This window comes from Leifsonia sp. EB34, from assembly GCF_041260585.1.
GTDB lineage: Bacteria > Actinomycetota > Actinomycetes > Actinomycetales > Microbacteriaceae > Leifsonia.
In genome coordinates, this window is sequence record NZ_JBGCCV010000001.1 from 482,060 (window position 1) to 507,612 (window position 25,553).

Consider the following 25,553-nt stretch of genomic DNA (forward strand, 5'->3'; position numbering starts at 1 on the left):
CAACTCGTCTATCTTAGCGTGTCGGCGAGGCCGGTCGTGACCAACCCGAAGGCCACCGTTGCCCCGCCGACACAGCGCCGCGCGGCCTTCCTCCCGACGAGGGAGGCGCGACGCGACGCCCGGACTTCCCGCCCCGCAGCGGTGCGTCCAGGCATGGTCGGCGACGGGATGCGCGGGGGGCAGCATCCCGCCGTCGAGTCATTTCTGGGTGGTGCCACCGCCCAGGATCGTGTCGATCTCGTCCTGGGTGAGCGGGGCCCAGGGGGACGAGTCGGGGTTCGCGCTGGCGGCGTCCGGGCTGTCGCCCTTGGTCCACCATTTGGCCTCGAACGGCATCCCGCCGAACAGGATGCGGGCGCCCTTGTCGTAGGCGGTCTCGCCGCTCCAGACCGGGTACGTGCCGGCCGGAAGGGTCGGCTGCGGGATCGGCGCCTCCCCCGCCAGCACCGGGCCGACCAGGTCCCACGGGGTCTCCCACGCGTTCAGCACGGGGTTGTCGGGCACGTCGCCCTTCGTCCACCACTTCGCCTGGTACACGTTGTGGTGCCAGGTGACCTTGGTGCCCTTCAGGTACGAGTTGCTCGCGGCCCAGATCGGGTAGGGCGAGTGGGCCGGATCGTCGGTCGCGGCGGCGGAGGTGGGCTCCGCCGTGGTGACGGCGCCCTCCCCCAGCGCGATGCGGCCGTCGAAGCCTTTCGAGAGGAGGCCGGCGAAGGTCGCCTTGCCCTGGTTCACGCCACTGCACGCGTCCGACACGACACTCGTGTCCACGTAGTTGGAGCCGCAGGTCTTGTCGCGGTTCGCCGACCACATCGACATGCGGCCGAGCCCGGTGGAGACGGCCCACGCGTTCAGGGTCCTGGCATCGGCGAGTCCGAACACCTGCCCGCGGTCGTCGTTCTGGCCGATCATCGGGGTCGCGCCGATCTTCGCCCACAGGCGCGGGTCGGACTGGTGCGTGCCGGCCCGGTCGTAGAGCACGCCGAGCTGCTTCTGCGCGGCGGTGAGCGCGGTCTCCGATATCGCGGCCATCGACGTCCCCGCGGCTTTGGCGGTGCCGTAGTCCATCGTCATCAGGTTGACGCCGGCAAGGTCCACCTTCGCCTTCAGCATCGCGGCGACGGCGTTGGTGCCATCGACGGTCAGGCCGGTCGGCGACACCGGGAGGGTCAGCCAGACGGCGAGGCTCTTGTCGTCGGCGCGACGCTCCTGCTGGAGGTCGTGGATGGCGGTGGCCCGGCGTGCGGCGGCGTCCGCGTTCACGAGGCCCTCGCCCTCCAGGTCGAGGTCGATGGTGCCCACCTTGTAGCGGTCGACGACCGAAGCGTAGGCGTTCTTCAGCTCGGTCGGGTCGGTGCAGCCGACCGCGAGCTCCTCGTTCCGCTGACCGCCGAACGACACCGCGACGTCGCCGCCCTGCTGCTGGAGGCGGGCGATCCGGCGGTCCAGGTCGAGGGAGCCGCGCGCCTCGCTCATCGTGTACGCGCCGCCCCAGGAGGGCGTGCACGGCTTCGTCTGGTCGGAGACGATGAACGAGAGCACGGCGTCCTTGGTGGAGGTGGAGCCGAGGTTCTCGAACGCGTACTTCGGGGTCGCGGTCACGTCCACGTAGGAGGCGAACCACGGCTTCACGTCCACCGACGCGCGGGCGCTCCACCACTGGAGGCCGACCGCGCCGGCCGAGACGACGACGATCGCGACGAGGGCGGCGCCGATCACGCGCAGCGGCGAGAGGCGGCGGCCGGAGTCCGACTCCGGGGCCTGCAGCCGGTCGGCCGAAGCGGCGTCCCCAGCTCCGGACGACGCGGCGGCGTCCCTATCCTTCCGCGGCATCAGGCGGCCTGCCGCTCGCCGTCGACCGCCGGAGCGTCGACCACGGGTGCGTCCAACGGGGCGTCCAGCGGCGCGTCGTCCCGCACCGTCGTCCGCTCGAAGTGCGGCACCTCCCCGCCGGCGTGGCCGTGGTAAAGCACCGAGCGCCAGTCGACCGACTCGGTCGCGGGCGTCGTCTGCGGGGCGGAGCGCGTGCCCTTCTTCTCGACGTACAGCGGCTTGGTCACACCGAGCCAGATGTCCACGATGGAGTTCCAGACGCCGATGTAGGCGACCAGCGACCAGATCGCCAGGGTGGCGTTGAAGGCGGCGAACGCGGCGTTGCCCCAGTTGTGCGCGTTCCAGTCCCGCCAGAGCGTGAACAGCGAGAACGCGATGATCGCGAGCGGCGCGATCACGTACAGCAGCGGCGACGCGGTGCGGTTCTTCACCTTCGGGGTGCGGGCGAACGGGATCTTCTTGCCGGTCAGCGACTGCTGGATCGACTTGAGCACACCGGCCAGGTTCACCGGCAGCAGGATCAGGTTGAAGCCGTAGATCCGGAAGATGTCCGTCGCCTTGTACCCGGCGTAGCGGAGGTCGCTCGCCTGGCTGATGAAGTACGGCAGCGCGGCCAGCAGCACCATCGGGCTGAGCAGCCGGCCGTCGTACGGGTAGGCCAGCAGGAACACCAGGCCGAAGCTCGCCCAGCAGATGGAGGCCATGTAGTTGACCCGCAGCAGCAGCTCGATGCGCGAGACGGTCTCACCGCGGCGCTTGCGCTCACGGACCTGCTTCCACAGCTTCGGCAGGATGAGGAGGCCGCCGTTCGCCCAGCGGCGCCGCTGCACGATCAGCGAGCCGAAGTCCGGCGGGGTCGCCGAGTAGCTGAGCCGCTCCGGGTAGTTCACGAGCGTCCAGCCGTGGGTGCCGAGGTCGATGCTCGACTCGGTGTCCTCGATGACGGTGCGGTCCTGGATGTACCGGCGCACCTCGAACCCGCCGACCCACTCGGTCTCGACGATGTCCTCCAGCGCACGCTTGCGGATGACCGCGTTCGCGCCCACCCAGAAAGTGGCGCCGTAGAAGCTCTTGCCCTGGTGCAGGATGTGCTGGATGTCGGTGGTCGCACCGGCGAGACGCTCGATGCGGGTGCCTGCACCACGGAACGACGAGTACGGGGTCTGCGTCACGGCGACGCGGGCGTTGTCCGGCTGCTGCAGGAAGTACGTCAGTCGCAGGCAGTACTCGCGCAGCAGGATGGAGTCGGCGTCCAGGGTCAGCAGGAAGTCGCTGTCCGGGATCTCGATGTCGCCGGGCCGGCGGGAGCCCGCGGGCACCGCGCTGAGGATCGGGCCGTCCGGCGTCTCCTCGACGCGGTAGCTGCCGCCCATGAGGCCGATGTAGGCGTTGAGGTTCATGGCCTTGTTGGCCTCGTGGGAGAGGGACGCCCACTTCTTGCGCTCGAAGACCATCAGCTCGGCGTCGAAGGTCCACGCCAGCCGGCGGTAGAGCTGGGCCACGCGCTCGGTGCTGAGCGCCGCGCCTTCGCCGACGGCGGCCGTCACGGCCTCCGCGGTGAGCGCGAGCTCGTCGCCGAGGGCGCGGAGCACCTGGTCGGCGAAGAAGACGTCAACGTGGTCGTCGATGCCGTGCGCGTCGGCCTCGGCGTACAGCCACTCGGCCGCCCAGCGGTAGTGATCCGCCAGTTCGAGCGTGGCCTCGTCGTCGGCGAAGGCGCGCTCGTCGCCCAGCTCGAAGCGCAGCAGCGCGTCGGTGAAGCGGAAGCGCGGCTCCGCGAGCTGACCGGTGATGCTGTCGGCGAGGGCGCGGGTGGCCTCCAGTCGCTCGGCCACGGCCGGGTCGGTCGGGTTCGGGTTGTCGTCGACCAGCAGCACGACGCGCATGGAGGGGAACTCCTGCAGCGCGGCCGACAGCAGCGTCATCCGCACGACCTCCGGCTCCTCCGCGTAGGAGGGCACGAGCACGGTGATGGACGGCTGGTGCTGGGCGAAGTGCCGGTCGAGCTCGGCGCGGGGAACGCGCACGTGCTTCTGGAAGCGCTGCAGCGCGCCCTGCCGGGCGACCAGGTACATCAGCGCGGAGAAGGTGAGGAAGGTGACGACGACCGTGTAGCCGATCGCCTCCATCGTGAAGCGGAAGTCCTGCGTGCCCAGCACGAGGAACTGGCGGATGATCGTGGTGACGACGTAGATCGCCCAGAACACGATGGTCGCGACGATGGCGACGCGGCTCCAGGTGACCTTCCGGTCGGAGGGCTTCGGGTGGACCGTGGGCAGCGGTTCGGTGCGGCGCTCGGCGCCCCACTGTCGTTTTCGGGCAGGCGTGTATGAACTTGTAGAACTCATTTTCGGGTATGCGTCCTCGATGACGAGAGCCCGCGCCTTCGGGTAGCGCGGTCGGGTAGCTCTCTCAGTGGTCCACAGTAGTGAGGACAGACAGGGGTACAAACCCCCCCAAGCGAGTCGCCCCCTCACTGGGGGTGACGCAAACCCGTCCGTTCACCCTCCCTGCCCGCGCGCCCCCTTGACGCCAAACCGCCGAGTACGCGGATAATCTGCGTACTCGGCGGTTACTGACCGATTATGGGCGTACTCGGGAGGTCAGCGCTTGCGCTTCTCGCGGACGCGCATGTTGAGGACGATCGGGCTGCCCTCGAAGCCGTACACCTCGCGGAGCCGGCGGATGATGTACCGCCGGTAGCCCGGGTCGAGGAAGCCGGTGGTGAACACCACGAATGTCGGCGGGCGGCTGCTCGCCTGCGTGCCGAACAGGATGCGCGGCTGCTTTCCGCCGCGCACCGGGTGCGGGTGCGCCGCGGTGAGCTCGGCGAGGAACGCGTTGAACTTGCCGGTCGGGATGCGGGTGTCCCACGACTCGAGCGCCTGCTCCAGCGCCGGAACCAGCTTCTCCAGGTGGCGGCCGGTGCGGGCCGAGATGTTGACGCGCGGCGCCCAGGAGACGTGCGCGAGGTCCTGCTCGATCTCGCGCTCCAGGTAGCGGCGGCGGTCGTCGTCCAGCAGGTCCCACTTGTTGAAGGCCAGCACGAGCGCGCGGCCGGACTCCAGCACGAGGTCGATGATGCGGACGTCCTGCTCGCTGATCGGCTCGGACACGTCGAGCACGACGACCGCGACCTCCGCCTTCTCCAGAGCCGTGGAGGTGCGCAGCGATGCGTAGAAGTCGGCGCCCTGCTGCAGGTGTACCCGGCGGCGGATGCCGGCGGTGTCGACGAAGCGCCAGACCTTGCCACCCAGCTCGACCTGCTCGTCCACCGGGTCGCGGGTGGTGCCGGCGAGCTCGTTGACGACCACGCGCTCCTCCCCCGCCGCCTTGTTGAGCAGGGACGACTTGCCGACGTTCGGGCGGCCGACGATGGCCACGCGGCGCGGGCCGCCGACCTCCTGCTTGGCGACCTTGGAGACCTCGGGCAGCGCCTTCAGGAGGGCGTCCAGCAGGTCCGCGACGCCGCGGCCGTGCAGCGCGGAGACCGGCCACGGCTCGCCGAGGCCGAGCGACCACAGCTCGGTCGCGAAGGGCTCCTGGCGGGCGTCGTCCACCTTGTTGGCGGCGAGGAACACCGGCTTGTCGGTCTTGCGGAGCAGCCGGACCACTTGCTCGTCCGTGGAGGTCGCCCCCACGGTGGCGTCCACGACGAACAGCACCGCGTCGGCCAGGTCGATCGCGACCTCCGCCTGAGCGGCGACGGAGGCGTCGATGCCGCGGGCGTCTGGCTCCCAGCCGCCGGTGTCCACCAGCGTGAACCGGCGGCCGTTCCACTCGGCGTGGTACGAGACACGGTCGCGGGTGACGCCGGGGGTGTCCTCCACGACGGCCTCGCGACGGCCGAGGATGCGGTTGACGAGCGCCGACTTGCCCACGTTGGGGCGGCCCACGATGGCCAGCACCGGCAGCGCGGGGAGGTAGGTGATCGCGTCGGGGTCCTCGGTGACGGCGCCGAGGACGTCGAGGTCGGTCTCGTCGAGCTCGTACTCCTCCAGACCGCTGCGGAGGGTGGCGGCGCGCTGCGCCGCGAGGTTCTCGTCCAGGCCGGCGAGGCGCTCGACCAGGTCGTCGGCGCCGGTTGGCTCGTTCTCGATGTCAGACATGGGTCTCTTTCTGTACGACCGCGATGACCGCGTCGACGGTCTGGTCGAAGTCGAGGTCGGTGGAGTCGACGGTGGTCACGCCGTCTGCGGCGTTCATGAAGTCCACGACCCGGGAGTCGGCCGCGTCGCGTCTGCGGAGGGCCTCACCGACGTGGGCGGCGGAATGGCCGGTCAGCTCGGCAGAACGCCTGGCCATTCTAACCTCTTCGTCGGCGGTGAGCAGGATGCGCACCGGAGCATCGGGGCAGACGACGGTCGTGATGTCGCGACCCTCCACCACGAAGCCGCGCTTCTCGCCGTGCGCGATGATCGACCGGAACAGCCCGGTGAGGAACTCGCGCACCTCCGGCACGCGCGCGATCGCACTGACCACGGCGGTCACCTCCGGCTCGCGGATGACCTCCGTGACGTCGTGGTCGCCGACGAACACGTGGTAGGTGTCGGGGTCGGTGCCGATCCGGTAATCGAAGTCGGGCAGCACGTCGATCACGGTGGCGGAGTCGGTGGGGTCGAGGCGGCGCTGCACGACGAACCAGCTCAGCGCGCGGTAGGCGGCGCCGGTGTCGAGGTACGACCAGCCGAGCTTGCGCGCGGTCGCCTTGGAGACGGAGGACTTGCCGCTGCCGGCGGGTCCGTCGACGGCGACGACGATCGGGAGGGCGCCGCCGGGTCGGTGGGTCGGGTCGGTCGGGTCGGTCGTGTCGGTCGGGTCGGTCATCCGGCGATCCTCCAGCCGCGGTCGGTCAGGTCGTCGACGGTGCGCTGCCACACCTCGGGGAGCACGGCGATCTCCGCCAGGCCGAAGGCGGCGCCCGGCGAGTGCTCCAGGCGCAGGTCCTCCAGGTTCACGTCCAGCTCGCCCAGCTCGGCGAGCAGGCGCGCGAGTTCGCCCGGCCGGTCGTCCACCATGACGACGAGACTGGAGAACCGCTTGTCCTGGCCGTGCTTGCCCGGCAGGCGGGAGACTCCGAGGTTTCCACCGGCGATCTCCTCCGCGAGGGTGCGGCGTGAGCCGGATGCGTCCACGTCCTCCAGAGCCGCGAGCACACGGTCGAGGTCGGCGCGGTAGGCGCGGAGGATCGCCGCGACGGCGGGAGCGTTGGCGCCGAGGATCTGCACCCACAGCTCCGGCTCGCTTCCGGCGATGCGGGTCACGTCGCGTACGGCCTGGCCCGCGAGGCCGAGCGCGGCGTCGGTGGAGGCGGCGAGCCGCTTGGCCATGAGCGAGGACACGATCTGCGGCGTGTGCGAGACCAGCGCCACGGCGGCGTCGTGGTCGTCGGCCGCCATCTCGACCGGCGTCGCGCCGAGGTCGAGGATGAGCGCCTCCACCAGGTTGACGGATGCGCGCGCGTTCTCGGGCCGAGCGGCGACCACCCACGGGCGGCCGATGAAGAGGTCGGCACGGGCGGCGCTGGGGCCGCCGCGCTCCCGGCCGGCGAGGGGATGCGATCCCACGTACCGCGAGAGGTCGACGCCGGCGTCCACCAGCTCCGCGAGCGGCTGCCCCTTCACGCTGGCGACGTCGGTGACGACGGCGGCGGGATGCGCGGCCAGCTCGTCCGCGACCACGCGCGACACCAGGTCCGGTGGCACCGCCACGACGATGAGCGCGGGCTCCGCCGTCCCGTCGTCCGGCCGTCCCGCGCCGTAGTCGGCGGCGAGGCGCAGGTGGGCGGGAGAGGCGTCGGCGAGGAGGACGTCCACGCCGCGAGCGCGCAGGCCGAGCCCGACGGACGCCCCGAGCAGCCCCGCACCGACCACGCGGACGGGTCCGGCGAGGCGGGAGGCGGAATCAGTCACGGATCCACTTTAGTGGGGGCGGAAACGGGGCTACCGCCCGCCCTCCTCCAGCAGGAGATTCGCGCCGCCGCGCCGCCCACTCTCCTTCCGGATGCCCTCGGGCAGGAGAATTCGGCGCGTGTCTCCTGTCAGGAGAGGGTCAGCAGCGCGCCCAGCTCGTCTCCCGGGCTCGCTCACGCGGCGGACGAGAGCAGCCGAGTGGACGAGTTCGCGTAGGCAGCGGCCACGGCGAAGTCGAAGACGACCACCCACACGGTGAGCGCAGCAGAACCATCGGACCCCACCCCCGATATGGCCGACCCGATCCCGCTGAGTGCGAAGAGCACGGCGACGACGAAACCGGCGACAGGGCCGGCGGTCAAGCGCCACCACGCCCGCGGGGGCAGGATCGGCTCGCCCGCGCCTCGGAACGTGCGGCCGGCGACGACGAGCAGCGCGACAGCCAGAACGGAGCTCAGCGTGATTCCGATCGCTCCTCCGACGGCGATCCCCATGCTCCACCCAGCGGTAAGGATCACCGGGATACCGACGACGAAGAAGGTGATCTTCGCGTGCGCGGCGATGATGCGGACCGGCATGGGTTCCCTTCGGAGGGCGGCGAAGCCGAGCTTTCGCCGCCCTCGTTTCTAAGCGACGACTTGGTAGGTGTAGTAGCTGCAGTAGGTCCCCGTAGAGCACTGGTAGTAGAGCGCCTTGATCCGCTTGCCCTGATAGTGAGCCTGATCCAGCGCTGCAGCGAGCGTGGCGGGAGCCGAGCATCCGATCGACCCGAAGTAGGACAGCGGGATCATTCGGCAGATGTTGTTGATGTTGTTCTTCGCGCGCCACATCTCCTCGACGTCGGCACGCGAGTACCAGATGGTGACGGGCGCATAAACCGCGCGAGACGCCCTGCCCTCCACAGTCGGCGTCTCGATGACCGTGCCGGAGGGAAGCGCCGTCTCGACCCCATCCGCCGTCAATTCCACTTTCACGCGTCCCTCGTCGAAACGGACGAACGTGCCATCGGGAAACTGGACCACATTGTCGCCAGGCCCGGAGACGATGACCCCACCGCTCGTGGTGTCGGCCGCGTGGGGCGGCTCAGCAGCGTTCGCAGCATTCCCCACCAGCATCGAAGCGAGTACGGACACCGCTGCGATGAGCACTCCGGTCTTACGGTTGAGCCTCATGGATTCACCTCTCGTTCGTCGTTGAACTACACGAACACGAAAGTAGTGCCTGAGGTTTCACGCTTCAATGTTTGTATTTTTCGAAACGCACAGGGAGGCTACTGCCGCGAGATCGTCAGCAGCGCCCCCAGCTCCTCCTTCGTCAGGTCGCGCATCGCCCCCACCTTCAGCGTCCCGAGGTGCAGCGGCCCGAACTGCCTCCGCACCAGCTCGATCACCGGGTGCCCGACCTCCGCCATCATCCGGCGGACGATCCGGTTGCGGCCGGAGTGCAGGGTGATCTCCACGAGGCTGTCGCCGCCGGCCGAACGCGACTGCAGCAGCCGCGCCTTGTCGGCGGCGATCGGGCCGTCCTCCAGTTCGACGCCCTTGGTCAGGCGGGCGATGGTCTGCGGGGTGACCGTGCCGCGCACGCGCGCGATGTAGGTCTTGGTCACGCCGAAGCTGGGGTGGGCGAGCACGTGCGCGAGTTCGCCGTCGTTGGTGAGGATGAGGAGGCCGGAGGTCTCCGCGTCCAGGCGGCCGACGTTGAACAGGCGTTCCGGGTATCCGGCCGTGAAGCGCGACAGGTCCGGGCGGCCCTGCTCGTCGCGCATCGAGCTGACCACGCCGACCGGCTTGTTGAGCATCACGTAGCGGCGGGAGGTGTCGAGCTGCACCGCGGTGCCGTCGACGGCCACGCGGTCCGTCGCGGGGTCGACGCGGCGGCCGAGTTCGGTGACGATCTGGCCGTTCACGGTGACGCGGCCGGCGACGATCATGTCCTCCGACACCCGGCGGGAGGCCACCCCGGCGGCCGCCATCACCTTCTGGAGGCGCTCCCCCTCGGCGGCCGAGCCACCGTTCGCACCGTCAACGGACATCGTCGAATCCTTCCGCGCCGTCCGCGAGCAGCGGCGAGATCTTAGGCAGCTCCTCGATGGAGTTGATGCCGAGCTGGGTGAGCAGCAGGTCGGTGGTGCCGTAGTTGATGGCGCCGGTCTCGCTGTCGGTGAAGAGCTCGGTGATCAGGCCCCGGCCGAGGAGCGTGCGCACAACGGAGTCCACGTTGACGGCGCGGATCGAGGCGATCGCACCACGGCTGATCGGCTGCTTGTAGGCGATCACCGCCAGCGTCTCCAGCGCCGCCTGCGACAGCCGGGTGGGGTTCTGCTGGAGGACGTAGCCCGACACCACGGCGTCGAACTCCGGCCGCACGTAGACGCGCCAGCCGCCGCCGACCTCCCGCAGCTCGAAGCCGCGGCGCACGCCGGGCCTCCCGTCCGGTCCGGCCGCGCCGTCGAAGTCGGCGACCAGCGCGTCGACGGCTGCCCGCACCCGCTTGACCGGCGCGCCGACCGCCGTCGCCAGCGTCACGAGGCTCTTCGGCTCGTCGGCGACCATGAGGATGGCCTCCAGCGCGCGCTCGATCTGGGCGTCCTCGACGCCAGCCGGCTCGGTCTCCAGCTCGGTTCCGTCAACCGTCATAATCCGCTCCCAGGTTCGACAGGTTCTCCTCCGACCAGTGCTCGGCCGTCCAGCGCAGCGTCAGCTCGCCCAGCGGCTCGAGCTGCTCGAACGCGATCGCCGCGTGCCGGTACAGCTCGAGCACGGCGAGGAACCGCGCGATCACCACGCCCTTCTGCTCGGCTCCGGCCACGAGCTGCCGGAACGACAGCGGCTCCCCGGCGCGCAGCATCCCGACCACCACGGCGGCCTGCTCGCGGATGCTGACCAGCGGCGCGTGCAGGTGGTCGAGCCCGACCACGGGGACCTCGCGCGGCGTCATCGCCAGGGTCGCAAGCGCCGCGAAGTCCTCGGCGGTCAGCGTCCAGACCAGTTCGGGCGTGCGCTGGCGGTACTTGTCCTCCAGCCGCACCGTGCGGGCGTGCCGGGAGCTCTCGGCGTCGAGGCGGGCGGCGAACCAGGTCGACGCCTCCTTGAACGCCCGGTACTGCAGCAGCCGCGCGAACAGCAGGTCGCGCGCCTCCAGCAGTGCTACGTCCTCGGCGTCGACCAGCTCGCCCTGCGGCAGCAGGCCGACGATCTTGAGGTCGAGCAGGGTCGCCGCGACGAGCAGGAACTCGCTCGCCTCGTCCAGGCTCTCGTCGGCGTCCAGGCGGCGCAGGTAGGCGATGAACTCGTCCGTGACCCGGCTCAGCGAGATCTCGGTGATGTCCAGCTCGTGCTTGGAGATCAACGACAGCAGGAGGTCGAACGGACCCTCGAAGTGGCCGACGGCTACGCGGAAGCCGCCTTGGCCGGCGGTGTCCTTCTCCTGCGGCGCCTCAGGCGACGGCGCCACGGAAGATCAGTTCCCTCGCGAGCTGGCGGTAGGCCTCCGCCGCCTGGTGCTCGGGCGCGAACTGCGTGATCGGCGTCGCCGCGACCGAGGCGTCGGGGAACTTCACCGTGCGCGAGATCACCGTCTCCAGCACGCGGTCGCCGAACGCGTCGACGACGCGCTCCAGCACCTCACGCGAGTGCAACGTGCGGGAGTCGTACATCGTGGCGAGGATGCCGTCGAGCTCGATGGCCGGGTTGAGCCGCTCGCGCACCTTGTCGATCGTCTCGATCAGCAGCGCGACGCCGCGCAGCGCGAAGTACTCGCACTCCAGCGGGATGAGCACGCCGTGGCTCGCGGTCAGAGCGTTGACGGTGAGGATGCCGAGCGACGGCTGGCAGTCGATGAGGATGACGTCGTAGTCGGCCGACACCTTGCGCAGCACGCCGGCGAGGATCTGCTCGCGCGCGACCTCGTTCACCAGGTGCACCTCGGCGGCCGAGAGGTCGATGTTCGCCGGGATGATGTCGAGCCCGGGAACACCGGTGGTCTGGATGGCCTCCTGCACGTCCGCATTGCGGTTCAGCAGCAGGTCGTAGATCGTCGTCACGTCGTGGGTCTGCGCGCCGAGACCGGCCGAGAGCGCGCCCTGCGGGTCGAAGTCGATCGCGAGCACGCGGCGGCCGTACTCGGCCAGCGACGCGCCCAGGTTGATGGAGGTCGTGGTCTTGCCGACCCCGCCCTTCTGGTTGCACAGCGCGACGATCTTGGCGGGTCCGTGCTGGCCGAGCTCGGCGGGCGCGGGGAACGCACGCAGCGGGCGCCCGGTGGGTCCGAGCCGCGTGGCCAGGGATGCGGTGTCCATGCCGGGAAGCTCCGTCCTGACCTCGTCGTTGCGCGTCACCTGGCTGATCCTCGTCCCTTTCGATCGTCGGCCGTTCACGGCCTGTTCACGGGCTCCATCCTATCCGCGCGCACCCCTGTCCGCGGGCCGTGACGGCGGCAAGTCCCGGCGCCGTTCCCGGGCGTCACCGCGCCCGGGGGTGAGCCGTCGCGTACACATCCCGCAGCGCGTCCGCCGTCACCAGCGTGTAGATCTGCGTCGTCGCCACCGACGAGTGGCCGAGCAGCTCCTGCACCACCCGCACGTCCGCCCCGCCCGCCAGCAGGTGCGTCGCGAACGAGTGCCGGAGGGTGTGCGGCGAGACCTCCACGCCGAGCTGGGCGCGCTCGGCGGCCGCGCGGATGATCAGCCAGACGTTCTGCCGGGAAAGCCGCGCTCCGCGCATCCCGAGGAAGAGCGCGGGCGTCGCCCTCCCCCGCACCGACAGCACCGGGCGCGCCCGCACCAGGTACGCGGCGACCGCGGCCTGCGCGAAGCTGCCGAGCGGCACGATGCGCTGTTTGGCGCCCTTGCCGGTGAGGCGCACCACGTCGGTGTCGATCACGTCGTCCACGTTGAGGCCGACCGCCTCGCTGACACGCGCGCCGGTCGCGTACATCAGCTCCAGGAGGGCCTTGTCGCGGAGCTGGTCGAGCTCGTCGCCGTCGCAGGCCGCGAGCAGCGCGGCGACCTGGTCGACGGTGATCGCTTTCGGGAGGGTGCTCGGCTGTTTGGGCGGCCGGATGTCGCGGGCGGCGTCCACCTCCACGCGGCCCTCCTCCAGCAGGAACCGGTGGAACCCGCGGACCGTCGACAGCATCCGGGCGAGGGAGGTCGCGGTCAGCGGCGACTCCTGGCGCGACGCGAGGTGGGCGAGGTACGTCGAGACCGTCAGTGGAACGACCTCGCGGACGTCGCGGATGCCCTCGCCGTCCAGCCACTCCGTGTAGACCGTGAGGTCACGCCGGTACGCGGCCACCGTGTTCGCCGAGAGGCCGCGCTCGATCGCGACGTGCCTCAGGAAGGCGTCCACGTCGGCCGCGACGCTCATCCCGCGGCGCTCTGCTCGCTCAGCTCGGGCGCGGCGGCGCCGGCGGCAGGGTCTGCGGCTGTGCCGGCGGCGGGGCCCGCGGCAGCGCCGGCATCGGTGCGAGCCTCGGCCAGCTTCGGGTGGCTCGGCCAGGGCGCGTCGGCGGCGCCGAGGGACGCCCAGCCCTTCTCCCGCGCGACCCGGGCCGCGAGCACCGCGATGACGAGCACCGCGTTGTGGACGCGCCGCTCGAGCACCGCGTCGACCGCCTCCTCCAGCGGTACCCACGCCACCTCGATGTCGGCCTCCTCCGCCTCGCGCTCGAACGCTTCGGCGGTCGCCCGCACGCCCCGGGCCAAGTAGACGCGGATGGCCTCGTCGTTGCCGCCGGGGCTCGTGAAGACGTCGGTCAGCACGTCCCAGCGCTCGGCCTCGAGGTCGGCCTCCTCGGCCAGCTCGCGCTGGGCCGCGGTCAGCGGGTCCTCACCGTGGATATCGAGAAGCCCCGCCGGGATCTCCCAGTCGCGATACCGCACCGGATGCCGGTACTGCTTGATCAGCAGCACCCGGTCCTGGTCGTCGAGCGCGAGCACCGCGACCGCACCGGTGTGGTCCACGTACTCGCGGGTGATCTCCGTGCCGTTGTAGCGGAAGGTGTCGCGCCGCACGTTCCAGATCTTGCCGTCGAAGGGGACCTCCGAGGCGACGATCTCCGGACGGAACGGCTCGTCGCGGAACGCGCCGGGCTGCGCCGCGCCGGGCTGCGCCGCGCCGGGCTGCGCTGCGCCGGGCTGCGCCGCGCCGGGTCCGGCCGCCATCAGGCGTCCGCGCCGACTTCGATCGCGCCGACCCCGGCGCCCACCTCGTCATCGGGCGCGACCTCGAACAGGAGGCTGGCCTTCTGACGGTCGAGTGCGGCGCCGACGAGCCCGGCGAACAGCGGGTGCGCGCGGTTCGGGCGCGACCGCAGCTCCGGGTGGGCCTGGGTGCCGATGTAGAACGGGTGCACGTCGCGCGGCAGCTCGACGTACTCGACCAGGTGGCCGTCCGGCGAGGTGCCGGAGAACCAGAGGCCGGCGTCGGCGATCTGCTCGCGATAGTTGTTGTTGACCTCGTAGCGGTGCCGGTGGCGCTCGCTGGCCTCCGCGGCGCCGTACAGCTCGGCCGCGAGCGAGCCCTCGGCGAGCAGGGCCGGGTAGAGGCCCAGGCGCATGGTGCCGCCCAGGTCGCCGCCTGCGATGATCTCGACCTGCTCCGCCATCGTGGCGATCACCGGGAACTCGGTCTCCGGGTCGAACTCCGACGACGACGCGCCGGCCAGGCCCGCCTCGTGGCGCGCGTACTCGATGACCATGCACTGCAGGCCGAGGCAGAGGCCGAGAGCCGGGATGCCGTTCTCGCGGGCGAACTTCAGCGCGCCCACCTTGCCCTCGATGCCGCGGACACCGAAGCCGCCGGGCACGCAGATCGCGTCGACGTCGCCGAGTTGCGCGGCAGCGCCCTCCGGCGTCTGGCACTCGTCGGACGGAATCCACTTGAGCTTGACCTTGGTGCGGTGGGCGAAGCCGCCCGCGCGCAGCGCCTCGGTGACCGACAGGTAGGCGTCGGGGAGGTCGATGTACTTGCCGACCAGGCCGATGGTGACCTCGTGCTTGGGGTCGTGCACGGCCTCCAGCAGCCGCGCCCAGCCGTTCCAGTCGACGTCGGCGGCCTTGTCGAGGCCGAGCTGGTCGATGATGTAGGCGTCCAGGCCCTGCTCGTGCAGCATGGTCGGGATGTCGTAGATGCTGGGCACGTCGACCGCGTTGACGACGGCCTGCTCGTCCACGTCGCACATCAGCGCGATCTTGCGCTTGTTGGACTCGGAGACCGGCCGGTCGCTGCGCAGCACGAGCGCGTCCGGCTGGATGCCGATGGAGCGCAGGGCCGCGACCGAGTGCTGCGTCGGCTTGGTCTTCTGCTCGCCGGACGCGTTCATGAACGGCACGAGCGAGACGTGCACGAAGAAGCAGTTCTTGCGGCCGAGCTCGTGGCGCACCTGGCGGGCGGACTCGATGAACGGCTGCGACTCGATGTCGCCGACGGTGCCGCCGATCTCGGTGATGATGACGTCCGGCGCGGCCTCGCCGTCCGGGCCGGGCTGGGCCTGGAGGCGCATCCGGCGCTTGATCTCGTCGGTGATGTGCGGGATGACCTGGACCGTGTCGCCCAGGTACTCGCCGCGGCGCTCCTTGGCGATCACGTTCGAGTAGATCTGGCCGGTGGTGACGTTCGCCGACTGCGAGAGGTTGATGTCGAGGAAGCGCTCGTAGTGCCCGATGTCGAGGTCGGTCTCGGCGCCGTCGTCGGTGACGAAGACCTCGCCATGCTGGAACGGGTTCATCGTGCCCGGATCCACGTTGAGGTACGGGTCGAGCTTCTGCATGACGACGCGCAAACCGCGTGCTGTCAGGAGGTTTCCGAGGGAGGCGGCCGTGAGGCCCTTCCCCAACGAAGAAACGACACCACCGGTCACGAAGATGTGCTTGGTAGTGCCGTTTTTGCTGTTGGTCTGAGCCGCGTCTGAATTATCCACCACGGGCTCTCAGCTTATCACCTGCTGCGGGGTGTCCCGCGCGTGTCGCGGCTCAGCGCGCGGCGGCCGCCATGTCCACGAGCTCGCGGGCGTGGGCGAGCCCGCTCTCGGAGCCGGGCAGCCCGGAGAGCAGCCGCGCCATCTCCGCGATCCGTTCGTCCCCATCGAGTCGGCGGACGCTGGAGGCCGTGACCGCCCCGTCGTTGCCTTTGACGACGGTGAGGTGGTTGTTCGCGAACGCCGCCACCTGGGCGAGGTGGGTCACGACGATCACCTGAGCGGTCTCGGCCAGCCGGGCGAGCCGGCGGCCGATCTCGATGGCCGAGGCTCCGCCGACGCCGGCGTCGACCTCGTCGAAGATGAAGGTCGGCACCGGGTCGGTCGCCGCGATGACGACCTCGATGGCGAGCATGACGCGCGACAGCTCGCCGCCGGACGCCCCCTTGCCGAGCGGGCGCGGTTCGGCGCCGGGGTGCGGGCGCAGCAGGATGGCGACCTGGTCGCGGCCGCTGGCCGTGTAGCTCTGCGGGTCGTCCTCGTCGCGCTGGGTGACCTCCACGACGACGCGGGCGTCCGGCATGGCGAGCGCGGACAGCTCGTCGGAGACCGCGGCGGCGAGTCGTTCGGCGGCCGCGCGGCGGCGTTCGCTCAGGTCGGCGGCGAGCTCCACGACGAGCGCCTTGTCGGACTCCACCTCGGCCGCGAGCTCCTGGATGCGGTCGGCGTCGCCGTCGAGCTCCAGCAGCCGCAGGCTCCCGGTCTCCAGCGCGCTGATCACGTCGTCCAGCGTGGGCCCGTACTTGCGGATGAGCGTGGACAGCTCCGCCCGGCGCTCCTGCACGGCCTCCAGCTCGCGCGAGCCGTCGGTGTCGAGCGTGGCGAGGTAGGTCGAGAGCTGAGCGGCGATGTCCGAGGCCAGGTAGCTGAGGTTGGCGACGGCCTCCACGGTCGGGGCGAGCTCGGCGTCGTGGGGAGCGACGCGCTCGACCTGGCGGCGCGCGGCCTCCAGGAGGCCGACCACGTCGGGCTCGTCGGACTCCTCGGCCGAGAGCAGTTCGCGGGCGCCGGAGGCGGCGAGCCGCAGCTCTTCGAGGTTGGTCAGCCGCTCTGCGCGCTCGGCGAGCTCGTCGTCCTCGCGCGGCTGCGGCGCCACGGCCTCGATCTCGGCCATCGCGACCCGGAGGTCGTCCGCCTCCCGCGCACGGCGGTCCCGGTCGGCGACGAGCTCGTCGAGCTCCGTCGCGTTGTCGCGCCAGCGGTGGAACACCCGCACGTAGCCGTCGAGCGCGCTCGCGAGGTCGGGCCCGGCGAACCGGTCGAGCGCCTCGCGCTGGGCCACTGCCGACCGCAGCCGGAGCTGATCGGACTGGCCGTGCACGACGACGAGTTGCTCGCCGAGTTCAGTCAGAACGCTCACCGGCGCGCTGCGACCTCCGACGACCGCCCGCGACCGGCCCTCGGCCGAGACGGACCGGCTCAGCACCAGCTCAGCCGCCCCGTCGCCGATCGGGTCGACGTCGCCGCCGGCGTCGCGGACGCGCTCGACGACCTCGCCCTGCTCCTCGATGCGCCAGCGTCCCTCGACCCAGGCCTGCGGGCTGCCGAGCCGGACGGCGCCGGTGTCGGCGCGCTCGCCCAGCAGGAGGCCGAGGGCGGAGACGACCATGGTCTTGCCCGCGCCGGTCTCGCCGGTGATCGCGGTGAACCCGGGGCCGAGCGGGAGCGCGGCCTCGGCGATGACGCCGAGGTCGCGGATGGAGATCTCGTCGATGCCGCCGCGGCGTGCTGACGTCTGCTCGCGGGCCGCCGCGGCGCGGGTGGTGGAGCGCTCAGTCACGGCCGGCCGGCCCCCGCCACCCCGTCACCGGGAGGTCGAACTTGTGCACGAGCCGGTCGGTGAACGGACCGGGGTGCAGCCGGGCGAGCCGCACCGGGATGGGCGACCGGCGCACCACGACACGCGCTCCGCGCGGCAGGTCGAACTGCCGGCGCCCGTCGCACCAGAGGATGCCCTCCCCGCCCGCGCGGTCGAGCAGCTCGATCGCGAGGGACGAGTTGCCGTCGACGACCAAGGGCCGGGAGAAGAGCGCGTGTGCGCTGAGCGGAACGAGCAGCAGCGCCGCGACGCCGGGCCAGACCACCGGTCCCCCGGCCGAGAACGAGTACGCGGTCGATCCGGTGGGCGTCGACATCACGACGCCGTCGCAGCCGAAGCTCGACATCGGACGGCCGTCGACCTCGATGACGACCTCAAGCATCCGCTCCCGGCTGGCCTTCTCGACGGTCGCCTCGTTGAGCGCCCAGCTCTCGTAGACGACCTCCTTGCCGACCTTGACCCGGGCGGAGAGCGTCATGCGCTCCTCCACCTCGTAGTCCTTCGCGAGGCCGCGCGCGACGGCGATCTCGAGGTCGTCGCGCTCACTTTCGGCGAGGAAGCCGACATGCCCGAGGTTGACGCCGAGAAGCGGCGCGGTGCAGCCGCGGACCAGCTCCGCCGCGCGCAGGATGGTACCGTCGCCGCCGAGCACGATCACCAGCTCGAGGTCGCTCGCCTGCACCTCGTCGCCGAGCACGGCGACGGCGTCCAGGTCGGGTGCGGCAGTGAGCAGGTCGCGGCGCTCGTCCTCGCTGAGCACGGGCACGACGCCCGCCGAGATGAGCTGGCGGCACACCTGCACGCCGGCGTCGAGGGAGTCCTGCCGGCCGGTGTGCGCGACGACGAGAATGTATCGCTGCGCGTCACCCGATGCCGCCACGTCGCCTCCCTGTGTGTTCGCGCCCCGTTTCAGGCCGTCCCACTATTCTGTCGGTTTTCGGGGCGGGATGTGCCAGAGCCGGGCAGATTGTGGAGAACGTTCAGTCAGGGCGCGGGCGTGGAGGAACGCCCGGAACGCGCACGCCGGTACACGGCGTCGTAGTCCGCGGCCATCCGGGCCACAGAGAAGTCGCGTCGCCCCCCGGGCGCGGACGGCGCATCGGGTCGCGGCCCGTCCGCCGCCCGGTCACGCGTCTCGCGCAGCCGCCGGAGGAGCAGGTCGGCCAGCGCCGCATCGTCCTCATTGGGGAAGATGTCCCCCGCGCGACCGTGCTGCAGCGCTTCCGGGATGCCCTCCGAGTCGCTCCCGATCACCGGGATGCCGGCGTGCAGCGCTTCCAGGATCGCCAGGCCCAGAGCCTCCCGACGGGACGCCTGCACGAAGACGTCGGCGGCCAGCAGGTATCCCGTGGGATCGGGGTGAAAGCCCTCCAGGTGGACGCGACCGAACCACGGCTCGGACCGGAAGGGGCGCACCAGCTCCTCGTCGTCGAGGTTTCCGACGAAGTAGAGGTGAGCGTCCGGCAGCTCGGCCGCCACCCGCCCGAACGCCCGCAGCAGGACGTCGGTCCCCTTGATGCGCTTCAGCGAGCCGACGGCCACCACGGAGCGCCCTTCCAGCTTCGGCACGACGACGTCGCCGGAACGGCGCGGAGTGCCCACGACCCCGCTGTAGACGACGGCGGTCTTGCCGCGGCAGAGCGCGCTCTGCGACATCGACCGCTCCACCGCGCCGCTGACGCACACGACGACATCGCAGACGCCCAGCAGCCGTGATTCGCGTTGATGCCCGGAGTGCACGGTGCCGACCGTCACCGCACCGGGCGTCCTCAACGTGGACGCCAGCAACGCCGGGGTCATCGTGTGCGAGTGGATGACCTCCGGCCGGAACTCCGCGATGAGCGCGCGCAGCCTCCCGCGCGCGCGTAGGAGCCCCCGAGGCCCTCGGTCGGTGAAATCGATGCGCGCCGTCCGCACGCCCCGGTCGCGGAGGAGGGGTTCGTAATCGCCGCCCGTCGACGCGACGACGACCTCGTCGCCGGCGGCCGCCTGGGCTGTCGAGAGATCGACCACGACGTTGACGACGCCATCGGCCAGATTGCTCATCTTGTTGGTGAGGTGGACGATGCGCATGATTCCCTCCCTGAGTTCGTACGATTCAGTTCTCGCAGACCGCGGAAGACCGCCACGGCTTGGACGGACAGCACGGCGAATTCGGCGGCCAGCTGACCGGCGAGACCACCCGTGCCGCCGCCGAGGACGGCGCCGGCGTAGATCAGCGGGACTCCCACCACGGCTCCCACGATCGCCGAGCGAGCGACAGCCGCGACCCGATTCAAGGTCACGAGCATGACTCCGCCCATCGCCATGCTGAGCGTGATGATCCAGAGCGAGGCGCCCGCGATGACGGCGGCGAGCGGGGGAACCGTGACGGTGCCAGAGAAGAGCACCGCGGCGGCGATCGGCGCGAGCGCGGCGAAGACGATCCCGGCGAGTGCGCCCACGACGGCCGCGGCGGCGATCGCGGTGCGCGCCCGCGCGACCCGCGTGGAAGGGTCCACCGCGCGACCCACCCAGCCCTTGAAGAAGGTGTTCGACGCGGCCAGCACCTGCTGGGCCATCCTCTGCAGCCGGTCCACCGATCCGTACAGGACGGTCGCCTGCGGCGAGCCCAGGGTCGCGACGGTGACGCCCAGCGCGATGTACATGCTCGAGAAGACACCGGTCGTCACCGCGTGCAACTGGCTCCGGATGACGATCAGGCACCGACGAAAGCCCACGGCGACGAAGTCCCGGGAACGCACCCCGAGCACGAGACAGCCCAGCGCGGGCCCCAGCAGCGAGGAGCACAACAGCGCGAGCGGATAGAGCAGGAGAGGCGCGCCGAAGTGGAGGCCCAGGGCGGCGAGCGAGATGATCACCGCCCGCGGAATCGCCTCCGCCACGAGGAACGTCTGGGGCTTCATCATCCCCAGGTAGATCCAGCCGGCCGAGAGGGTGCCCAGCGAGGTCGCGACGGCGACCAGCGCTGCGATCTCGGCGTGCTCGCGGGCGAGCGCGAACGCCACGATGCTCGCCGCGGTCGTGAACGGGACGGCGGCCATGAGCTTCGTGACCAGTGAGAGCGCGAACGAGCGCGCGCGGTTGCGCGGTGACTGGCGGGCAACACGCTGAGTGCCCGAGAGGCTCCAGCCGAGTTCGACCACCACGCCCGCGGCGGCGCCCAGCGATTGACCGATCGCGATCGCGGCGAAGGCCTGCCCGCTGTACGCGGCGGTGATCGCCGGCAGCGCAAGCAGCGGTGAGACCGCGTTGAGCAGCGGGAGGGCGAGGTATCCGGCCGCCAGGGCCGCAAGCCTGCGCGCTCTGCGCAGCACGGCGGCGACGCGGTGTGTGCTGGCAGGCATGGAGCCCTTCCACTCGGAGACAGGAGAGCCACTCGGAGACAGGGGCGCGCGGTAAGGGATTCGCCTGTCCGGCACGTCGGGAAGCCGCTCAGGCTCCACACTCTACACGCTGTATTCTTATGGATGCTTCCCGCCGTGACCGTGATCAGCGCGCTCCACGATGCCGAGCGCGACCTCCCGGAGTTCGTCGCGAGGCTCGAGGCCCTCGACCATCCGGACCTGCAGATCGTCCTCGTCGACGACGCCTCGACAGACGCGACCTGGCCCGCGATCGAAGCGTTCGCCGCGCGCGACAGCCGCGTCGTGGCGCTTCGGAACGCGGCGAACCTCGGCGTGGGCGGCGCACGCAACCGGGCTCTCTGGAGGCGGCTCGGGGCGAGTACATCTGGTTCGTCGACCACGACGACGACTGGTTCCCCGACAGCGCCACGCGCTTGGCGCGCACGGCCGGCGAGACCGGCGCGGACATCGTCTCGGCGCGCGCCGAGTACCGGCACGATCCCGACCGTCCCGGACGCGTCATCGACGGCGTCGACGAGCGCCGCACCGTGGCGCGGGACGAATACCTCCGCATGATGCTGGCCGGCAGAGTGCACGGGTTCCTCTGGTCGAAGCTCATCCGGCGCGCCGTCTTTGGCGTCGCCCCGTTCCCGTCGCTCACGTCGCAGTCGGATTTCGTCGGGTTGCTCCGCGCCGTCGGGGCGGCGACGACCGTCGCCGTCATCCCGGACGTCGTCTACCGCTATCTGCGCCGCCCCGGATCTCTGACCCGCGTGCGCTCACCCCGGCTGAGCAACCTGGAAGCCGCGCGGGACGCGATGCACGACGTGATCGCGGCGACGAAGGCGCCGGTCGATCCCGGTCTCGTCGACTACTTCGACGCCTGGTTCTATGCGGGCGCCGCCGCATTCACCCCGATCCGCTGGAACGCGCCGGCAGCGGTCCGCGACGACGGCATCCGGCGCGCTCGTGCCGCGAGCGCGCACCTCTCGATCGGCGCGCTCCTGCGCCGGAATCGTGGCACCGCGGCGACGATCGCCGCGGTGCGGTACGCCCCCGCGCTCTACCGCGTCGGCCTCCCGCTCGCACTGCGCCTGAAGGACGGGCTTCGCGATGCACGGGCGGGCCGCCGCGGCAGGGGCGTCGCCGTCGCGTATGTCGGCATCCACGACCCGGACTATCCACGCAACGCGCGCCTCCGGGCTCCGCTGGCCGACGGCCGGGCCCGCGTCGTCCCGGCTGGCAAGTCGAGGTCCCCCGGCGCGCGCGGCGCGGTCGCCGATCTCGCCGCGATCTGGCGCGCCTCGCGTGGTGCCCGCGCGATCGTCGTCTCCGAGTTCGGGTTCAAGCTGGTCCCCGGAGCGTGGTGCATCGCACGACTGCGCCGGGTCCCCCTGGTCGTCGACGGGTTCGTGGGGCTGGCCGAGACGCACATCGACGACTGGGGCACTGCGCGACGTCGCTCGGCGCGGGGTATCGCGTACCGGTCGATCGACGCGCTCGCGGCGACCGTGGCCGACGCCTATCTGATCGACACCGACCTGCGCGCGGCTGCCGTCGTCGCCCGTCACCGCCGGCGCACAGCGGCGAACACCTTCGCGATCCCCGTCGGCGCTCCGGCGTGGGCGGTAAGCACACCGCTTCCGGAGACGGACACGACGCTGCGGGTCCTCTACTACGGCAACTACATCCCGTTGCACGGCCTCCCGCTTGTCGTGGACGCCGTCGCCGAGGCTCGGCTCCGCCGGCCGGTGAGCCTCACTCTGATCGGGGGCGGTGACGGCCGCACGCCGATCGAACGCGCCGTCGCCGACAGGGGCCTCGGCCCGATCACCACCTTCGAGGACCCGGTGCCGGAGACCGCGTTGCGCGACCGGATCGCCGCGCACGATGTCGTGCTCGGCGTGTTCGGTTCGTCGGCGAAGGCCCGCAGCGTGCTCGCGAACAAGCTGTGGCAGGGCCTCGCCTGCGGCCGCGCGGTGATCACCCAGGACAGTCCCGCACTCGACGAATTGCGTCCCCTCGTGGGCGACCAACTCATCGCGACCGTGCCGGGGGACGCCGGATCGCTGGCCGACGCGCTCGTCGCGGTGGACCCGGCGCGCCGTTACGACGACCGCTCGGCGCTACTGGAGGAGTACGCGGACGACCGGACCAACCGGCTGGTGGAGTGGATCCTTCAGGCCAGGTCCTGAGCGGTCGACAGCCATTCCGTCGGGTTCGTGCCGCGCTCGGACAGATGCACGAGGAACTCACGGTTGCCGCGGGAACCCGCGATCGGCGAAGGGATCAGCCCCCGGGTGCCGAGGCCGATGTCGTGGGCGGCCCAGAGCACGCCGGTCACCGCGTCGGCTCGTCGATCCGCCTCGTGGACGATCCCCTCGCGCACGCCCGAACGACCGACCTCGAACTGCGGCTTGATCAGCAGAACGAAGTCCGCGTCCGGCGCGGCGACTCCCCGGAGCGCCGGGATCACCTGCGGAAGCGAGATGAACGACAGATCGGCCACCACCAGCGACGGCTGCAGCGGTTCGCCGAGAAGGTCGGCGAGCACATGCGGCGTCAGGAACCGCACATTCACACCCTCGAACGAGCTGAGCCGGGCGTCTCCGGCCAGCGCGGCGTCGAGCTGCCCGTGCCCCACATCCAGCGCGATCACCCGTTCGGCCCCGCGCTCCAACAACACCTGGCTGAACCCGCCGGTCGAGGCGCCCGCGTCGAGCGCGACGCGCCCGGCGACGGGGACCTCGAACGCGTCCAACGCCGCGATCAGCTTGTGCGCGCCACGGCTCACGTAGTGGTCGGCGCCCGCGACGACGAGCGCCTGCTCCTCCCCCACCCTCGTGGAGGCCCGCACGACGGGCTTGCCGTCGACGGTCACCAGGCCGTCCGCGATCAGCGTCGCGGCATGCGTACGCGACCGCGCCAACCCGCGCGCGGCGAGCGCGACGTCGAGCCGTTCAGCCATGCCGTGGGGCGTCGGCGCCGTCGAGCCGGGCCGACAGCTCCTCGTGGAGCTGCGCGTACGCCTCGGCGCGCGCGGCCAGCGGCTGCTCCTCGATCACTTCAAGCTGCGACAGGAGGCCGTCCGGGGTCGCCGAAGCGTCGTCCGGCCGGTCGCCGTCCCCTGCCGCCGCCTGGTTCTGCATGTCCGTCACCTTACCCGCGCGTGTCCGCTACTCGACGAACACGCCGCTGAGCGTCTTCTTCCCGCGCCGCAGCACCACCATCCCGCCCGGCAGCAGGTGCTCGCCGACCGGCGACTCCGCGTCCTCCACCTTCGCGTTGTTCACGTACACCCCGCCCTGCGCGACCGCGCGGCGGGCCTCGCCGAGGCTCTTGGTGAGCCCGGTGTCGACCAGCGCCTGGGCGATCGTGGTGGAGGAGGCCGTCGTCGTGTTGGGGAGCTCGCGGAGGGCCGACTCCAGGGTGCCGCGGTCCTGCTCGGCCAGGTCGCCCTGGCCGAAGAGCGCCTCGGACGCCGCGATCACGGCCTCCGTCGCCTCGACGCCGTGGACGAGTGCCGTCACCTCGTAGGCGAGGCGGCGCTGGGCCTCGCGGCGGAACGGCTCCTCGGCGACCGCGCGCTCCAGGCGCTCGATCTCCTCGCGGTGGAGGAAGGTGAAGACCTTGAGGCGGTCGATCACGTCGGCGTCGTCGGCGTTGAGCCAGAACTGGTAGATCCGGTAGGGGCTCGTGAGGCTCGGGTCGAGCCAGATCGCGTTGCCCTCGCTCTTGCCGAACTTGGTGCCGTCGGCGTTCAGGATGAGCGGGGTGCCGATCGCGTGGGCGTGCACGCCCTCCACCTTGCGGATGAGGTCGGTGCCGCTGGTCAGGTTGCCCCACTGGTCGCTGCCGCCGGTCTGCAGGACGCAGCCGTACTGACGGTAGAGCTCCAGGAAGTCCAGGCCTTGCAGGATCTGGTAGCTGAACTCGGTGTAGGAGATGCCCTCGTCGGAGTTGAGGCGGGCGGCGACGGCGTCCTTCTTCAGCATCGTGCCGACGCGGAAGTGCTTGCCGATGTCGCGCAGGAAGTCGATCGCCGAGAGCGGCGCGGTCCAGTCCAGGTTGTTGACCAGGCGGACGGCGTTGTCGCCCTCCGACGACAGGAAGCGGCTGACCTGCTGCTGGAGGTAGCCGACCCACTCGGCGACGGTCTCCTTGGTGTTCAGCGTGCGCTCGGCGGTGGGGCGCGGGTCGCCGATGAGACCGGTCGAGCCGCCGACGAGGCCGAGCGGCTTGTGCCCGGCGAGCTGGAGGCGGCGCATGGTCAGGAGCTGCACGAGGTTGCCGAGGTGGAGGCTCGGCGCGGTCGGGTCGAAGCCGCAGTAGTACGTGATGGGGTCACCGGCCAGGAGCGTCTTGAGCGCGGCCTCGTCGGTGGAGACGTGGACGAGTCCGCGCCACTTCAGCTCGTCCCAGACGTCGTCGAACGACGGGTCGTTGGTCTGCGCGCTGAGCCTCTGCTCTGCGCTGCTGCGGTCTGCTGCGGCGGCGGTTTCTGGCACCCCCACAGAGTAGCAGCGGCGCTCCTTCCGCTTCGTTTGGAGATCAGGTCTACAGGCCTGATAGGGGTTGAATCAGGTTTCAGGACCTGATAGCCTGCCGATCAGGTTCACAGTCCTGATGCCAGCGCGCCGCCTCACCCGAGCCGGAGCGCAC

22 protein-coding genes and 1 pseudogene are annotated in these 25,553 nt (G+C 71.1%); 2 read left to right on the forward strand and 21 right to left on the reverse strand.

Going from position 1 to position 25,553, the window contains the following annotated elements:
- Positions 1-198 precede the first annotated feature (198 nt).
- The 18 genes from ABIA36_RS02350 to ABIA36_RS02435 all read right to left on the reverse strand — a co-directional run bounded on the left by ABIA36_RS02350 (position 199) and on the right by ABIA36_RS02435 (position 20,891).
- Complete coding sequence (locus ABIA36_RS02350; protein WP_369960668.1) at positions 199-1,833, reverse strand: chitinase; 1,635 nt, start codon at positions 1,831-1,833, stop codon at positions 199-201.
- Positions 1,833-4,181, reverse strand: coding sequence for a glycosyltransferase family 2 protein (locus ABIA36_RS02355; protein WP_369960669.1), 2,349 nt, complete (start codon positions 4,179-4,181; stop codon positions 1,833-1,835). The genes ABIA36_RS02350 and ABIA36_RS02355 overlap by 1 nt, the downstream gene beginning before the upstream one ends.
- A gap of 255 nt (positions 4,182-4,436) precedes the next feature.
- The gene (gene der, locus ABIA36_RS02360) at positions 4,437-5,942 is read right to left on the reverse strand and encodes a ribosome biogenesis GTPase Der (protein WP_369960670.1); all 1,506 of its coding nucleotides are present in this window, start codon (positions 5,940-5,942) and stop codon (positions 4,437-4,439) included.
- Positions 5,935-6,660: a (d)CMP kinase gene (gene cmk, locus ABIA36_RS02365; protein WP_369960671.1), complete on the reverse strand. Its 726-nt coding sequence runs from the start codon at positions 6,658-6,660 to the stop codon at positions 5,935-5,937. The genes der and cmk overlap by 8 nt, the downstream gene beginning before the upstream one ends.
- Positions 6,657-7,745, reverse strand: a complete 1,089-nt coding sequence (locus tag ABIA36_RS02370; RefSeq protein ID WP_369960672.1) for a prephenate dehydrogenase — start codon at positions 7,743-7,745, stop codon at positions 6,657-6,659. Before ABIA36_RS02370 ends, cmk begins: the two co-directional genes overlap by 4 nt.
- Positions 7,746-7,918: 173 nt before the next feature.
- Positions 7,919-8,323: a hypothetical protein gene (locus ABIA36_RS02375; RefSeq protein ID WP_369960673.1), complete on the reverse strand. Its 405-nt coding sequence runs from the start codon at positions 8,321-8,323 to the stop codon at positions 7,919-7,921.
- Between the two features lie 48 nt (positions 8,324-8,371).
- The gene (locus ABIA36_RS02380; protein WP_369960674.1) at positions 8,372-8,917 is read right to left on the reverse strand and encodes a hypothetical protein; all 546 of its coding nucleotides are present in this window, start codon (positions 8,915-8,917) and stop codon (positions 8,372-8,374) included.
- 98 nt (positions 8,918-9,015) lie between these two features.
- On the reverse strand, positions 9,016-9,780 hold the full coding sequence (locus ABIA36_RS02385; protein WP_369960675.1) for a pseudouridine synthase: 765 nt from the start codon (positions 9,778-9,780) through the stop codon (positions 9,016-9,018).
- Positions 9,770-10,384: an SMC-Scp complex subunit ScpB gene (locus ABIA36_RS02390; RefSeq protein ID WP_369960676.1), complete on the reverse strand. Its 615-nt coding sequence runs from the start codon at positions 10,382-10,384 to the stop codon at positions 9,770-9,772. The genes ABIA36_RS02385 and ABIA36_RS02390 overlap by 11 nt, the downstream gene beginning before the upstream one ends.
- Positions 10,374-11,201: a ScpA family protein gene (locus ABIA36_RS02395; RefSeq protein ID WP_369960677.1), complete on the reverse strand. Its 828-nt coding sequence runs from the start codon at positions 11,199-11,201 to the stop codon at positions 10,374-10,376. Before ABIA36_RS02395 ends, ABIA36_RS02390 begins: the two co-directional genes overlap by 11 nt.
- Positions 11,185-12,084, reverse strand: coding sequence for a ParA family protein (locus tag ABIA36_RS02400; protein ID WP_369960678.1), 900 nt, complete (start codon positions 12,082-12,084; stop codon positions 11,185-11,187). The genes ABIA36_RS02395 and ABIA36_RS02400 overlap by 17 nt, the downstream gene beginning before the upstream one ends.
- Before the next feature lie 124 nt (positions 12,085-12,208).
- Entirely contained in the window at positions 12,209-13,114 is a 906-nt protein-coding gene (gene xerD / locus ABIA36_RS02405) for a site-specific tyrosine recombinase XerD (RefSeq protein ID WP_369960679.1), read from the reverse strand.
- The gene (locus ABIA36_RS02410; RefSeq protein ID WP_369960680.1) at positions 13,111-13,911 is read right to left on the reverse strand and encodes an NUDIX domain-containing protein; all 801 of its coding nucleotides are present in this window, start codon (positions 13,909-13,911) and stop codon (positions 13,111-13,113) included. The genes xerD and ABIA36_RS02410 overlap by 4 nt, the downstream gene beginning before the upstream one ends.
- Positions 13,911-15,668, reverse strand: a complete 1,758-nt coding sequence (locus tag ABIA36_RS02415) for a CTP synthase (RefSeq protein ID WP_369962057.1) — start codon at positions 15,666-15,668, stop codon at positions 13,911-13,913. Before ABIA36_RS02415 ends, ABIA36_RS02410 begins: the two co-directional genes overlap by 1 nt.
- 52 nt (positions 15,669-15,720) lie before the next feature.
- The gene (gene recN, locus ABIA36_RS02420; protein WP_369962058.1) at positions 15,721-17,439 is read right to left on the reverse strand and encodes a DNA repair protein RecN; all 1,719 of its coding nucleotides are present in this window, start codon (positions 17,437-17,439) and stop codon (positions 15,721-15,723) included.
- Positions 17,440-17,497: 58 nt separating this feature from the next.
- Positions 17,498-18,424 carry an NAD kinase gene (locus ABIA36_RS02425; RefSeq protein ID WP_369960681.1) on the reverse strand — a complete coding sequence of 309 codons (927 nt, stop codon included), beginning with the start codon at positions 18,422-18,424 and terminating at the stop codon, positions 17,498-17,500.
- A 104-nt stretch (positions 18,425-18,528) separates the two neighbouring features.
- A complete protein-coding gene (locus ABIA36_RS02430; protein WP_369960682.1) occupies positions 18,529-19,617 on the reverse strand; it encodes a glycosyltransferase in 1,089 nt (362 codons plus the stop codon).
- Complete coding sequence (locus ABIA36_RS02435) at positions 19,587-20,891, reverse strand: hypothetical protein (RefSeq protein WP_369960683.1); 1,305 nt, start codon at positions 20,889-20,891, stop codon at positions 19,587-19,589. The genes ABIA36_RS02430 and ABIA36_RS02435 overlap by 31 nt, the downstream gene beginning before the upstream one ends.
- A gap of 123 nt (positions 20,892-21,014) precedes the next feature.
- Between ABIA36_RS02435 and ABIA36_RS02440 the strand changes: the two are divergent.
- Positions 21,015-21,236: pseudogene (locus ABIA36_RS02440) on the forward strand (glycosyltransferase family 2 protein); the annotation flags it as partial.
- A gap of 14 nt (positions 21,237-21,250) precedes the next feature.
- On the forward strand, positions 21,251-23,086 hold the full coding sequence (locus tag ABIA36_RS02445; protein WP_369962059.1) for a glycosyltransferase: 1,836 nt from the start codon (positions 21,251-21,253) through the stop codon (positions 23,084-23,086).
- Here ABIA36_RS02445 and ABIA36_RS02450 read toward each other — a convergent pair.
- The 3 genes from ABIA36_RS02450 to tyrS are packed head-to-tail and all read right to left on the reverse strand — an operon-like array spanning position 23,071 to position 25,399.
- Complete coding sequence (locus ABIA36_RS02450) at positions 23,071-23,859, reverse strand: TlyA family RNA methyltransferase (RefSeq protein WP_369960684.1); 789 nt, start codon at positions 23,857-23,859, stop codon at positions 23,071-23,073. The two genes, ABIA36_RS02445 and ABIA36_RS02450, sit on opposite strands and share 16 nt — an antisense overlap.
- On the reverse strand, positions 23,852-24,040 hold the full coding sequence (locus ABIA36_RS02455; protein ID WP_369960685.1) for a hypothetical protein: 189 nt from the start codon (positions 24,038-24,040) through the stop codon (positions 23,852-23,854). The genes ABIA36_RS02450 and ABIA36_RS02455 overlap by 8 nt, the downstream gene beginning before the upstream one ends.
- A 27-nt stretch (positions 24,041-24,067) precedes the next feature.
- A complete protein-coding gene (tyrS, locus tag ABIA36_RS02460; RefSeq protein ID WP_369960686.1) occupies positions 24,068-25,399 on the reverse strand; it encodes a tyrosine--tRNA ligase in 1,332 nt (443 codons plus the stop codon).
- Between the last annotated feature and the right edge of the window lie 154 nt (positions 25,400-25,553).